The organism is Streptococcus sp. 2018162, assembly GCF_019754175.1.
Taxonomy (GTDB): Bacteria; Bacillota; Bacilli; order Lactobacillales; family Streptococcaceae; genus Streptococcus; species Streptococcus hashimotonensis.
In genome coordinates this window covers 43,274-56,732 of the sequence record NZ_JAIJZP010000009.1, presented here as the reverse complement: position 1 = coordinate 56,732, position 13,459 = coordinate 43,274, and the positions used below count along the sequence as shown (strand labels likewise).

The following is a 13,459-nucleotide window of genomic DNA, read 5'->3' as shown; positions in this document are numbered from 1 at the left end:
TGTCGAATTAAATACAAAAAATAGGAGAAATGCATGTCTATTTCTGGTATCGTAGCAGAATACAATCCCTTTCATACAGGGCATAAATACCTGCTGGAACAGGCGGAAGGCTTGAAAATTGTGGTTATGTCTGGTAATTTTATGCAACGGGGTGAGCCAGCCATTGTGGATAAGTGGACACGGGCTCAGATGGCTTTGGAACACGGGGCAGATCTTGTTGTCGAGATGCCCTTTTTGGTGTCGGTCCAGTCGGCTGACCATTTTGCAAAGGGAGCCATCAGCATTTTACACAGGCTAGGTGTGGAAAAACTGGTTTTCGGTACGGAAGAAATGCTGGATTACCAGAAAATCGCAGATATCTATGTGGATAAGTCGGAAGAGATGGAAAATTTTGTGAAAAACTTGCCAGACAATCTCTCTTATCCACAGAAGACCCAGGCCATGTGGCAGGAGTTTGCTGGGCTGACCTTCACAGGTGATACACCCAATCATATTCTGGGCTTGGCTTACGCTAAGGCGGTGGCTGGAACAGGTATTCAGCTTGGTCCTGTTCAGCGGCAGGGGGCTGGTTTTCACTCGGAAGAGGTGGAAACGACCTACGCCTCGGCGACGGCTATCCGAAAGGGTGCTGACCAGTTGGACTTGGTGCGTGACTTTTTGCCGTCTGCTAGTCTTTTTGAAGAGGCGACCAAGGTAAGTTGGAGAAATTATTTTCCCCTGCTCCGCTACCAGATTGCGACCCACCGAGATCTCAGTCAGGTCTTTCAGGTCAACGAAGAACTAGCCAGTCGTATCCGCTCTGCCATTGGGAGCGCAGCGACCGTGGAGGAGCTAGTGGATGCCGTTGCGACCAAGCGCTACACCAAGGCGCGGGTGCGGCGGGTGCTGACCTACATCTTGGTCAATGCGGTGGAAACTCCCTTGCCAGAAGCGGTCCATGTATTGGGCTTTTCAGCTCGAGGCCAGGCCTATCTCAAGACCGTCAAGGAGCGAGTGGGCTTGGTGACGCGGATCGGAAAAGAGCCCTGGGACAGCCTGACCCAGCAGGCGGATGCAGTCTATCAACTGGGCGCTGGCGCAATAGCAGAGCAGACCTATGGGCGCGTGCCGGTGAGGGTGGAGTGAGATGTAAAAGTTTTTTGATAAAATTCTTGACTCTCACCTTACGTTATCCCTTATACTGGGCATAGAGAGGAGATTTCTATGAAAGAAAATTGGACAGTTAAGCAGGTCAGTCGGTTGACAGGATTGACGGTGAGGACCTTGCACCACTATGACCAGATTGGTTTGCTCAAACCAGCATTTGTGGCTGAAAATGGTTATCGCTACTATAATCAGGAGAATTTGGCTCGTCTGCAAGAAATTCTCTTATTTCGTGAGTTGGATTTTCCTCTCAAAGACATTCAGCAGCTTCTGGACGTGACGGAAGTCAATCGTCAGCAGGTCTTGCGGGACCATATCACCCTTTTAGAGCTCAAAAGGGAACGGCTGGATCGCATCATCAATCACGCCAGATTGCTCACAGAAAAAGGAGGAGAAGTCATGGATTTTCACGCATTTGACAGCAGTCAACTAGAAGCCTACAAGGCGGAGGCCAAGGAGCGTTGGGGGGATACCTCAGCCTTTGCGGAATTTGAAGAGAAATACGATGCCAGTAAGGACCGGGTGTTTGCCCAAGAGATGCAGGCTATTTTTGAAGCTTTTGGGAAAATGCAGAGCTTGGGAGCCGTTCATCCAGATGTGCAGGCTCAGGTAGCCAACTTGCAGGCCTATATCACGGAAAATTTCTACACCTGCACAAAGGAAATCTTGCAAAATCTAGGTCTTATGTATGTTGAGGACGAGCGATTTTCAGCCAACATCGACCGAGCAGGTGGACCAGGAACAGCAGCATTTGTCAGTCAAGCTATTGCGATTTATTGCAAAGAATAATAAGGAAAGTCTAGTGAGAACTAGGCTTTTTTATGTTCATCTTGGCTATGTACATATCAATTTAATTATGACTTGGAGGTACATTGCTAAATTTTAAAATATTAGAAGCAAAATAAAACGATTATATATATGCACGTGTGATTTGGTGGCACAAATAAAACATTATTATTTTTTTATGATTGAGTAAAAATACTTGACAAAATCGATTGCTATACTAGTATAGCAGGGCTTGACACTACGGGCAAGCCCTTCCTAATTAGCGTTAAAAGTAATTATGAACAAGGGGAATAATTAATGTTTTACACTTATAAAATAGGCATTTCTGCTGAGGAACATGATTCATTTGTAAAGCAATCGCCACAGGCTAACCTGTTGCAGAGTAGTCAGTGGGCAACCGTAAAAAGTGAGTGGCGAAATGAGAGACTAGGCTTTTTTAAAGATGGGAAATTAGTGGCAGTTGCTTCTCTTCTTATCAGAAGGTTGGTAGTACCATTTGGTTTTACGATGATTTATATACCAAGAGGTCCTGTAATGGATTATGAAGATGCTGAATTAGTATCATTTGTATTTAAGTCCATTAAAGAATTTGCCCTCCGAGAACGCAGTGTTGTTATAAAATTCGATCCATTTATTCGACTATCTAGTAAAACTATAACAGGAGATAGGGAAGAAGAATTAAATGTACTTGCCGTCAAAGATAGGATTGTTGATTTGGGAGGTATTTGGTCTGGTCGAGTGCAGACCATGTCGGCTACAATCCAACCTACTTGTCATGCAGTATTATATAGCGAATCCTTCTCAGAGGAATCACTAAATAAACGAGTTCGACAAAATATTCGGTCGGCGCGTAATAAAGGTATTGAGATCCGAATTGGTCGTGAGGAATTGTTAAGAGATTTTTCAGAGCTATTAAAAAAGACTGAGGAGCGCAAATCTATTCGCTTGCGGGGGAGAGAGTATTATCAAAAAATATTGAATGCCTATCCAGAAAATTCTTATCTTGTAGTTGCCTATTTGGATTTAGCAGAGAGATATGAACAGTTATCTTATCTTGAAGAAAAATTAGTAAAAGAGGCCATGACCTTTACCTCCACTACAAGACAATCGAAGATTGAAAATTATAAAAAAGAAACCCGAAGAATAAATACAGAATTAGAAATGATAAATTCTCTGACTCGTAACGGGAGTAAGCTAGTTCCATTGGCTGGTACTTTGACAATAAATTTTGCAGGAACATCTGAAAATATCTATGCTGGTATGGATGAAAAGTTTAAACATTATCAGCCTGCTTTACTAACATGGGTGGAGACAGCAAAGTATGCTTTCGAACGAGGTGTGAAATGGCAAAATTTAGGAGGAATAGAGCCAACTTTAGACGGAGGCCTTTATCACTTTAAATCACATTTGAATCCAGTAGTAGAAGAGTATATTGGGGAGTTCGACCTTATTGTTTCGCCAATATTATATAAGATTTTTCAAGTTTTACTGGAAATTAGAAAAAAATTAAGGAAGAAAAAATAATGACTTTTTGTCAAATAACTAAAGAAGAATTTTTAAAGCATTGTCAACAAGTAAATGAAAAATCATTTTTTCAATCCATTGAAATGGCTGGATTACTATCCAAGCGAGGATACAATGTTCGCTATGTTGGTTTTAAAAATTCACAATTAGAGATCGTTATTTCTACTTTGCTTTTCTGTAAGAAGATGGTTGGTGGTTTGTATATGGAATTGAATTCTGGACCGCTGGTTACCGATCATGTTTATTTAGAGGAATTTTATCAATCTTTAAAAAACTATGCGAAGCGTGAAGGCGTACTTGAATTGGTGGTCAAGCCTTCCCAAGCCTATCAACTCTTTGATAGTGTAGGGAGTCCAATTAGTGAAGCAGATACTCAACTAATTGAGAAGCTAGTGCAAGTTGGATTTAAACATGATGGCTTACAAACAGGTTATCCAAATGGAGAGCCTGTTTGGCATTATGTGAAGGATTTGCAAGGGTATTCAACAACGTCGTTATTGCAATCCTACAATAAAAATAGTAAACGAAACATAAAAAATGCAGAAAGTTACGGTATCAGGATTCGTAGTATCAATCATAAGGAGCTTTCAGATTTCAAAAAAATAATTGAGGAAACTGGAGCTAGACAAGGCTTTGAAGATAGAGATAGTGGTTACTATAACAGTCTTTTTGAAAGCTTTGGTACACAGGCAGATTTTTTAGTTGCAGAACTTGACCCGAAAGCCAGTCTAAAGCAAATTGAAAAGGAAATAGAAACAAGTGATAGAAATTCAAAACAGTATGCACAGCAAGTGCAGAAATTGTTGAAAAAACAGGAGGTGGTTCAAAATATTTTAAATCAAACTCAGACAGCTCCTATTTTTTTGGCATGTGCACTGATAATTTATGATATGAATGAGGCAACTTATCTTTTTGGTGGCTCATATTCAGAGTTTCAAAGCCTATCTGCACCTTTCTTACTTCAATATGAGGCGATGCAACGTGCCATCAAACGAAATCTTAAGCGTTATAATTTCCTTGGTATTCAAGGGATATTCGACAGCTCAGATGGTGTTCTTCGATTTAAACAGAACTTTAATGGCTATATTTTGAGAAAAGCTGGTACTTTTCGTTATTATCCTCATCCGATAAAGCATAAAATAATTCAAATTATCAAAAAAATAGTAAAATAATACTATATACTTTATCGAAAGAGGTTCCCATGATTCAACCTATTATGAAAGATATTTTCTTCCTGCAGCAGAAGTCTGAGCCTGCGACTCAGTTAGATGTGCAGGTCGGTCAGGATTTGCAGGATACTTTGGTAGCCAACGCTCACGCCTGCGTGGGCATGGCGGCCAACATGATTGGCGTCAAAAAGCGGATTATCATCGTCAACGTGGGTTTTACCAACCTGGTCATGTATAATCCCGTCCTCATCAGCAAGGCCAAGCCCTATCAGACAGAGGAAGGCTGTCTGTCGCTGGAAGGTACCCGCCCGACGACACGCTATCAGGAGATTGAAGTGGAGTTTTTTGATGCTTCATGGAAAAGGCAGAGCCTAAAGCTGACAGACTTCCAAGCTCAGATTGTTCAGCATGAACTGGATCATTTGGAAGGGATTATCATCTAGTAGCTACCAAATCTACCGTCAGGTAGATTTTTTTAGTCATTTGAATTAACTTTGATATATCGTCACTTTCGACTTGCCATACTTTAGTATAGCCTGCGCCTCAGTTCCTTGTCTGAAAGCTAATTCATTCGACTATAAAAAAGTCAAAAAAGGTCAAACAAAACTATTGACTTTTACTGACCAATGATGTAAAATAAGATTCGTAAGGTAAAGGACCTTACGAATTCTTTGAACAAAAGGTCAGCATAGGTCAAACGATAACGGTTTGACTGACTAATTGACTAAATGATCAGTAAAAGACAAACTTCTGAGGAGGTTAATATGAAAGACAGGATTATACCCTATTAGCTATTTTTTTAAAACAAAGGTCAGTAAAAGTCAAAAACAATAGAATTTATAAACGAGGTAAAAACTATGAACAACAATTTCAATAATTTTAACAATATGGACGATATTTTCAATCAACTCATGGGCAACATGGGTGGATACAGTACAGAACGACGTCGCTATTCTATCAATGGGCGTGAAGTGACACCGGAGGAATTTGCCATTTATCGTCAGACTGGTCGCCTGCCACAGACAGAAGAAGTGGCTCAAACACAGGCTAAAGGTCAGATAAAGTCAGACGGAATTCTGGCAAAACTTGGTCGCAATTTGACACAAGATGCGCGTGAAGGTAAGTTGGATCCAGTCATTGGACGAAACAAGGAAATCCAAGAAACAGCGGAAATTTTGGCTCGCCGTACCAAGAACAATCCTGTTCTGGTCGGTGATGCGGGTGTCGGTAAAACTGCGGTAGTAGAAGGTTTGGCTCAAGCCATTGTCAATGGTGATGTGCCAGCAGCCATTAAGAACAAGGAAATCATCTCCATCGACATTTCAGGCTTGGAAGCAGGGACTCAGTATCGTGGGGCTTTTGAGGAAAATGTGCAGAATCTTGTCGATGAAGTCAAAAAAGCTGGAAATATCATTCTCTTCTTTGATGAAATTCATCAGATTTTGGGAGCTGGCAGCACTGGTGGAGACTCAGGTTCCAAGGGCTTAGCAGATATTCTCAAACCTGCCCTGTCACGTGGGGAGTTGACCGTTATTGGTGCGACTACACAGGACGAATACCGCAATACTATTCACAAGAATGCTGCTCTGGCTCGTCGTTTCAACGAAGTCAAGGTCAATGCTCCGTCTGCAGAAGATACCTACCAGATTTTGAAAGGGATTAAGCCGCTTTATGAAGCCCACCACAATATTGAATTGCCAGATGAGGTTTTGAGAGCTGCGGTTGATTATTCCGTCCAATATATTCCACAACGTAGCTTGCCTGATAAGGCCATTGACCTGGTCGATGTGACCGCTGCTCACTTGGCTGCACAACATCCTGTGACAGATATTCAGACCTTAGAAGCAGAAATGGCTGAGGCAAAACAGTTGCAGTTGGAAGCAGCTGAAAAAGAGGATTATGAAAAAGCCTTGAATGAAAAAGTCCGTATTGATAAGCTACAAAAACAGATTGATAATCATACGGAGCAACAGAAAGTGGTAGCTACCGTCAATGATGTGGCTCAGGCGGTTGAGCGAATGACAGGGATCCCAGTTTCTCAAATGGGAGCTTCTGATATTGAACGACTCAAGGAATTGAAAAATCGTCTGGCAGCTAACGTTATCGGTCAAGACGATGCGGTGGAAGCAGTATCTCGTGCCATTCGTCGAAATCGTGCAGGTTTTGATGACGGCAACCGCCCGATTGGTTCCTTCCTTTTTGTCGGTCCGACAGGTGTGGGTAAGACAGAGTTGGCCAAACAGTTAGCGCTTGACTTGTTTGGTAACAAAGATGCCATTATTCGTTTGGATATGTCGGAATACAGCGATCGGACAGCTGTTTCCAAATTAATCGGTACCACAGCTGGTTACGTTGGATATGATGACAATTCCCATACTCTTACCGAGCGTGTCCGCCGCAATCCTTACTCCATTGTCCTCTTGGATGAAATTGAAAAAGCAGATCCACAAGTGATTACCCTCCTTTTGCAAGTGCTAGATGATGGGCATTTGACTGATGGACAGGGCAACCAAGTTAACTTTAAAAATACCATTATTATCGCGACTTCTAATGCTGGTTTTGGTTATGGAATGGCAGAAGGTGAAGAAAATCAAGACATCATGGACCGCATCGCCCCATTCTTCCGTCCGGAGTTCCTTAATCGTTTTAACGCAGTTATCGAATTCAAGCACTTGGATAAAGATGATCTCAAAGCCATTGTAGAATTACTCTTGGCCCAGGTCAATAAGACCCTGGCGAAGAAAGGCATCCAATTAACGGTAACGGAAGCAGCGAAAGAATTTTTGATGGAAGAAGGCTATGACAAGGCAATGGGAGCTCGTCCTCTGCGCCGTGTGATTGAAAATCAGATTCGAGACAAGGTAACAGATTACTATTTGGATCATGTTGATGTCAAATATCTGGAAGCGGATGTGGTTGATGGAAGCATCCAAATAAAAGAGCAAAGCTTTGCTTAAAAATAGTGAAGAATTCGAAAAATCGGATAGAAATATCTGATTTTTTCTTTTTTGTTATTCGCTAACAAATGCTATAAAATAGGCTTTTTAGAGCATATTAAAACTTTTTTTATAAAATCCTTGACAAGTGCAAACGTTTGCGCTAAACTATATTCGTAACCGACAGAAAGGAAAACGTTTTTATGACAAATCGTACCAGTGGAATTTTGATGCATATTACCTCACTTCCAGGTAAGTTTGGTATTGGTACTTTTGGACAGTCTGCCTATGATTTTGTAGATTTCTTGGTGGAAACCAAGCAAACCTACTGGCAGATTTTACCACTAACAACTACAAGCTATGGAGATTCTCCTTACCAGTCTTTCTCTGCTATTGCAGGAAATACACACTTGATAGACTTTGACCTCTTGGTTGAAGATGGCTTGTTGGCAACAGAAGATTTCCAAGATGTAAATTTTGGAGATAATCCTGAAAAAGTAGACTATGCTCTTATCTATCAAGTTCGCCGACCAATTTTGGAGAAGGCAGTTCAAGCATTTTTACAAGATGATAAGAAGAAGGCTGCTTTTCTAGAGTTTGAAAAGGCTAACTCATCCTGGTTGACAGATTATGCGGAGTTCATGGCTATCAAGGAATACTTTGGTAATAAAGCTCTCCAAGAATGGGATGATAAAAAAGTTGTAGCTCGCAACGAGGAAGCACTTGATAAGTACCGCTTAGAATTGGCAAATCAAATCGACTACTACAAAGTCACCCAGTATTTCTTCTTCAGCCAATGGAAGCAATTGAAAGAATATGCCAACAAACACCACATCAAAATCATCGGAGACATGCCAATCTATGTTTCTGCTGATAGCGTTGAAGTGTGGACAAAACCCCAACTATTCAAATTGGACAGTGAACGCAAGCCGCTTTATGTAGCAGGTGTACCAGCTGATAACTTCTCGGCAGATGGTCAATTATGGGGAAATCCTATTTACGATTGGCCAGAACATGAAAAAACAGGCTATAACTGGTGGATTTATCGTATTCATGAAAGTTTCAAACTTTATGATGTCCTTCGGATTGACCATTTCAAAGGTTTCTCAGACTTTTGGCAAGTTGATGGTAAGGCAGAGGTGGCAAAAGTTGGAACTTGGGAACCAGGTCCTGGCTACAATCTCTTCAAGGCTGTCAAAGAAACACTTGGAGACCTTCCAATCATTGCAGAAGACCTTGGAAACATTGACGCTAAAGCTCGCAAATTGCTTGCAGATTGTGGCTATCCAGGCATGAAAATCTTAGAATTTGGTTTCTTTGATGTAACAGGTAAGAGCATTGATGCTCCACACCGTTGCATTCCAAATTCAGTTGCCTACACTGGAACTCACGATAATGAGGTTGTCAACGGCTGGTACAACAATCTTGATCCAGAACAACAAGAATACGTGGACGCCTACAGCAACCGTAAGCCGATTGAAAAAGTTAGCCAAGCTATGCTCCGTATGCTGTTTGCAACAGTGAGTGATACAGCTATTGCAACCATGCAAGATGTCCTAGACTTGGGTGAAGAAAGTCGAATGAATATGCCGTCAACTATCGGTGGAAACTGGGAATGGCGCATGAAAGCTGAAGACTTGACCCAAGAACGCAAAGACTTCTTGACAAAAATGACATTACTATACCAACGAGGAAATGAAAACCATGACTAAATTTACAACATTTGCAGAAACAAACACTTCGAAAAAATTAGCTGATTTGACAAATGAAGAAATCTATCTTCAATTGTTAAACTACGTAAAAGAAGCTGCAGCTACAAAACCAAAAAACACAGGAAAACGTAAAGTTTACTATATCTCAGCTGAGTTCCTTATCGGTAAACTCTTGTCAAACAACTTGATCAACTTGGGTGTTTACAAAGACGTTCAAGCAGAATTGGCAGCAGCTGGTAAATCATTGGCTCAAGTTGAAGACGTTGAACCAGAACCATCACTTGGTAACGGTGGTTTGGGACGTCTGGCTTCATGTTTCGTTGATTCTATGTCAACACTTGCTATCAACGGTGAAGGTGTTGGTCTGAACTACCACTGTGGTCTTTTCCGTCAAGTATTTAAGAAAAATGAGCAAGAAGCAGAGCCAAACTTCTGGATTGAAAATGATTCTTGGTTGATTCCAACAACTATCAGCTATGATGTTCCATTCAAAAATTTCACTTTGAAATCAAAATTGGATCGTCTTGATATTCTTGGCTATAAAAAAGAGACTAAGAACTACCTCAATTTGTTTGATATTGAGTCAGTAAACTATGACTTGATTACAGATGGTATTTCATTTGACAAGACTGATATTAAAGAAAACTTGACACTCTTCTTGTACCCAGATGATTCTGATAAGAATGGTGAATTGCTCCGTATCTACCAACAATACTTCATGGTATCAAACGCTGCTCAGCTTTTGATTGATGAAGCTATTGAACGTGGTTCAAACTTGCATGATTTGGCTGAATACGCGTATGTTCAAATCAATGATACTCACCCATCAATGGTGATTCCTGAGTTGATTCGTCTTTTGACTGAAAAACATGGTATTGAATTTGCGGAAGCAGTCACCATCGTTAAGAATATGACTGGTTACACAAACCACACTATCTTGGCGGAAGCACTTGAAAAATGGCCACTTGAGTTCCTTGAAGAAGTGGTGCCACACTTGGTTGATATCATCAAAGAATTGGATGCCCTTATTCGTGCAGAAATCAAAGACCCAGCAGTCCAAATCATTGATGAATCAGGTCGTGTACACATGGCTCACATGGATATCCACTTCTCTAACTCAGTGAACGGTGTAGCTGCGCTTCACACAGAAATCCTCAAAAACTCTGAATTGAAAGCTTTCTACGAGCTTTACCCAGAAAAATTCAACAATAAGACAAACGGTATCACTTTCCGCCGTTGGTTGGAATTTGCCAACCAAGACCTCGCTGACTACATCAAAGAATTGATTGGTGATGAGTACTTGACAGATGCTACTAAACTTGAAAAATTGCTTGCCTTTGCTGATGACAAGGAAGTTCATGCTAAGTTGGCTGAAATCAAGTTCAACAATAAGTTGGCTCTCAAACGTTACCTTAAAGACAATAAAGGTATCGAGCTGGATGAAAATTCTATCATTGATACACAAATCAAACGTTTCCACGAGTACAAACGCCAACAAATGAATGCCTTGTATGTTATCCATAAATACCTTGAAATCAAGAATGGAAACCTACCGAAACGTAAAATCACTGTTATCTTCGGTGGTAAAGCGGCACCTGCCTACATCATTGCACAAGACATCATTCACTTGATTCTTTGCTTGTCAGAGTTGATCAACAATGACCCAGAAGTAAATAAATACCTCAATGTTCACTTGGTAGAAAACTACAATGTGACAGTTGCTGAGAAACTCATCCCTGCAACTGATATTTCAGAACAAATCTCATTGGCTTCTAAAGAAGCGTCAGGTACTGGTAACATGAAATTCATGTTGAATGGTGCATTGACACTCGGTACCATGGACGGTGCCAACGTTGAGATTGCTGAGTTGGCTGGTATGGACAACATCTATACATTTGGTAAGGATTCAGATACCATTATCGACTTGTACGATAAGGCTGGATATGTATCTGCTGACTACTACAATGGCGATGCTAATATCAAACGTGCAGTCGACTTTATCGTTAGCGATGAAGTGAAGGCACTTGGTAACGAGGAACGTCTTGCACGCTTGCACCATGAATTGATTTCGAAAGACTGGTTCATGACCTTGATTGACTTGGCTGAATACATCGAAGTAAAAGAACAAGTCTTTGCAGATTACGAAGATCAAGATTCATGGAACAAGAAAGTTGTTCATAACATTGCTAAAGCTGGATTCTTCTCTTCAGACCGTACTATTGAACAGTACAACCAAGACATCTGGCACAGTAACTAATTGAATTCCAACAATTAGTAGGAAAGTTGATTGAACCACTCCAAAACTTATCAGATCAATTCTTCCTATGTGTTGAAGAATAAAAAAACTACCAGTTTTTACCATTATTGGTGCTCTCCTTAGTATATAAATGCAAAGAATGTCTCTGCAAAAAAGCGGAGACATTCTTTTTATAACTATAAAATTCTAGAAGTTTTGTACACTTGGTCGAAAAAATCGAAAGTTTCCTTTTACCGTTTCGCCATAGAAACAAAGCTAACTTTGTCTGGACGGTAACTAATTGTTCCATACTGGAAAGCTTGACCATTTGAAAGATAGGTGATACTAGTGACCACGACGACCATATCATAGTCTCCTAAGTCCATCAATTGTTTTTCTTCTTCGTTTGCAAAACGGAAGGAGATTTCACGTCTGGAATGAGAAATTGTTAAATGGAGTTCTTCTTCTAAGTAGCGGTAAATAGAGCTTTCGGCAATTTCTTTGCTGAGATAAGGGACGACCCTACGGTCGAAATAGGAAATGTCATATTCCAACCGCTCACCATCAATTGTCCGTACCCGACTCACTCGATAGAAATCTACCTTATCATCAACTTCGAAAGTTGACATTAAATCTTCTTGGCCTTGAATAATATAAAGCGAAGTAAGTTGGGTCTGAATTTGGTGCTGTGATTTTTTGTTCAATTCGCCCGCTGTTTTTATTTCAGAAAGATACTGGTCCTTCATTAGACCGTGTTCGATAACAATAGAAGATTTCCCCTGTTTCTTTTGAATATAACCATCCATTTCAAGAAGAGATAGTGCTTTGCGAATGGTGTCCTTGGAGTAGGAATACACTTCCATTAATTCATTTTCTGTCGGTAGGGCCTGTCCAGTTGACCAAACCTGCTCTTCAATTTTTTTCTTAATATCTTGATAAACTTTTTTATACTTACTCATAGTTTCCTGTCTTTCTACCCATTAGTGTATCATAAAAGAGCCAGAAAGGGGCAATACATCTATTTTATTTAGTAGAATACACAACTTTTACGTAAAAGTTTAAAATATTACGGAAAAGCTATTGACTAATGCAAACGTTTACGTTATACTATTCCTATAAAAGAAAACGGTTACGCATTTTCAGAGAGAGGGGGAGCAATGAAATTACTAACAATTAATGTCCATGCCTGGTTAGAAGAAAGGCAGGATGAAAAACTAGATGTTTTAGCCCAAACAATAGCTGAAAAGGCTTATGATGTCATCGCTCTTCAAGAAGTCAATCAGCTCATAACTGCTGATTTGGTAGCGAAAGACTTGAAGGCGGATAATTATGGCTTGATTTTATTAGAAAAATTAAGAGCCTTGGGACAATTTGACTATTCATATTATTGGAGCAACTCACATATCGGCTACGATAAGTACGAAGAAGGGATTGCCTTTCTTACCAAGTTGCCAGTTTATGAAGTGGATCCATTTTATTGTAGTCAGAATAAATCTGTTGATTCCATCCTATCACGAAAAATTATGGGCTTGACGGTCTTATACCAAGACCAGTTGATCGACCTGTATTCTTGTCACATCAATCTTCCAGGGAGTGAAGAGGAAGACCAGCTTGATAACATTCGTACGATTGTGGAACGGACTGGCAATAGACGTTTGAAGATTCTCATGGGAGATTTTAATACCGATGCCTTCTCAGATCGAGAGGCCTACGAAGCGATTACAGAGCTTGGACTTTATGATTCGTACAATCTAGCGATGGAAAAAGACCAGGGGATTACGGTTGAAAAGGCTATCGATGGCTGGGCTGGTCACAGTCAGGAAAAACGATTGGATTACATTTTCTTAAATCAGAAAAAGGAAGTTTTATCCAGCTTAGTGATTTTCAATGGAGAGAATCGTCCGATTATTTCAGACCATTTTGGTGTGGAAGTTGAAATTAATGTATAAAATG

General features: G+C 40.4%; 10 protein-coding genes. 9 read left to right on the top strand and 1 reads right to left on the bottom strand.

Translation table 11 applies throughout. The features are described from left to right. The first annotated feature begins 33 nt into the window (after window positions 1–33). The 8 genes from K5Q22_RS07770 (at window position 34) to glgP (ending at window position 11,527) form a co-directional block, all read left to right on the top strand. The gene (locus K5Q22_RS07770) at window positions 34–1,125 is read left to right on the top strand and encodes a nucleotidyltransferase (RefSeq protein ID WP_205014337.1); all 1,092 of its coding nucleotides are present in this window, start codon (window positions 34–36) and stop codon (window positions 1,123–1,125) included. A 78-nt stretch (window positions 1,126–1,203) separates the two neighbouring features. Beyond that, window positions 1,204–1,932, top strand: a complete 729-nt coding sequence (locus K5Q22_RS07765) for a MerR family transcriptional regulator (protein WP_205014340.1) — start codon at window positions 1,204–1,206, stop codon at window positions 1,930–1,932. A 294-nt stretch (window positions 1,933–2,226) separates the two neighbouring features. After that, window positions 2,227–3,453, top strand: a complete 1,227-nt coding sequence (locus K5Q22_RS07760) for a peptidoglycan bridge formation glycyltransferase FemA/FemB family protein (protein WP_105119935.1) — start codon at window positions 2,227–2,229, stop codon at window positions 3,451–3,453. Next, window positions 3,453–4,625 (top strand): peptidoglycan bridge formation glycyltransferase FemA/FemB family protein, encoded by a 1,173-nt coding sequence (locus K5Q22_RS07755; protein ID WP_205014342.1) that lies wholly within the window; start codon window positions 3,453–3,455, stop codon window positions 4,623–4,625. Before K5Q22_RS07760 ends, K5Q22_RS07755 begins: the two co-directional genes overlap by 1 nt. Window positions 4,626–4,654: 29 nt before the next feature. Further along, window positions 4,655–5,065 (top strand): peptide deformylase, encoded by a 411-nt coding sequence (locus tag K5Q22_RS07750; protein WP_205014344.1) that lies wholly within the window; start codon window positions 4,655–4,657, stop codon window positions 5,063–5,065. 414 nt (window positions 5,066–5,479) lie between these two features. Next, window positions 5,480–7,579: an ATP-dependent Clp protease ATP-binding subunit gene (locus K5Q22_RS07745; protein WP_205014346.1), complete on the top strand. Its 2,100-nt coding sequence runs from the start codon at window positions 5,480–5,482 to the stop codon at window positions 7,577–7,579. A 182-nt stretch (window positions 7,580–7,761) separates the two neighbouring features. Further along, window positions 7,762–9,270, top strand: a complete 1,509-nt coding sequence (gene malQ / locus K5Q22_RS07740; protein WP_024384099.1) for a 4-alpha-glucanotransferase — start codon at window positions 7,762–7,764, stop codon at window positions 9,268–9,270. Further along, on the top strand, window positions 9,263–11,527 hold the full coding sequence (glgP, locus tag K5Q22_RS07735) for a glycogen/starch/alpha-glucan family phosphorylase (RefSeq protein ID WP_205014347.1): 2,265 nt from the start codon (window positions 9,263–9,265) through the stop codon (window positions 11,525–11,527). The genes malQ and glgP overlap by 8 nt, the downstream gene beginning before the upstream one ends. A gap of 230 nt (window positions 11,528–11,757) precedes the next feature. Here glgP and K5Q22_RS07730 read toward each other — a convergent pair whose 3' ends face one another. Further along, complete coding sequence (locus K5Q22_RS07730) at window positions 11,758–12,465, bottom strand: UTRA domain-containing protein (RefSeq protein ID WP_029186820.1); 708 nt, start codon at window positions 12,463–12,465, stop codon at window positions 11,758–11,760. 198 nt (window positions 12,466–12,663) lie between these two features. On the opposite strand from K5Q22_RS07730, the gene K5Q22_RS07725 reads away from it, so the two are divergent. After that, window positions 12,664–13,455, top strand: a complete 792-nt coding sequence (locus K5Q22_RS07725; RefSeq protein WP_205014348.1) for an endonuclease/exonuclease/phosphatase family protein — start codon at window positions 12,664–12,666, stop codon at window positions 13,453–13,455. Window positions 13,456–13,459 lie beyond the last annotated feature (4 nt).

What these genes read in the sequence shown, in the direction of transcription:
- K5Q22_RS07755 (WP_205014342.1), top strand. Translation starts at nt 3,453, where the DNA reads ATGACTTTTTGTCAAATAACTAAAGAAGAATTTTTAAAGCATTGTCAA.
- glgP (WP_205014347.1), top strand. Translation starts at nt 9,263, where the DNA reads ATGACTAAATTTACAACATTTGCAGAAACAAACACTTCGAAAAAATTA.
- K5Q22_RS07725 (WP_205014348.1), top strand. Translation starts at nt 12,664, where the DNA reads ATGAAATTACTAACAATTAATGTCCATGCCTGGTTAGAAGAAAGGCAG.
- K5Q22_RS07750 (WP_205014344.1), top strand. Translation starts at nt 4,655, where the DNA reads ATGATTCAACCTATTATGAAAGATATTTTCTTCCTGCAGCAGAAGTCT.
- K5Q22_RS07765 (WP_205014340.1), top strand. Translation starts at nt 1,204, where the DNA reads ATGAAAGAAAATTGGACAGTTAAGCAGGTCAGTCGGTTGACAGGATTG.
- K5Q22_RS07745 (WP_205014346.1), top strand. Translation starts at nt 5,480, where the DNA reads ATGAACAACAATTTCAATAATTTTAACAATATGGACGATATTTTCAAT.
- K5Q22_RS07730 (WP_029186820.1), bottom strand. Translation starts at nt 12,465, where the DNA reads ATGAGTAAGTATAAAAAAGTTTATCAAGATATTAAGAAAAAAATTGAA.
- K5Q22_RS07760 (WP_105119935.1), top strand. Translation starts at nt 2,227, where the DNA reads ATGTTTTACACTTATAAAATAGGCATTTCTGCTGAGGAACATGATTCA.
- malQ (WP_024384099.1), top strand. Translation starts at nt 7,762, where the DNA reads ATGACAAATCGTACCAGTGGAATTTTGATGCATATTACCTCACTTCCA.
- K5Q22_RS07770 (WP_205014337.1), top strand. Translation starts at nt 34, where the DNA reads ATGTCTATTTCTGGTATCGTAGCAGAATACAATCCCTTTCATACAGGG.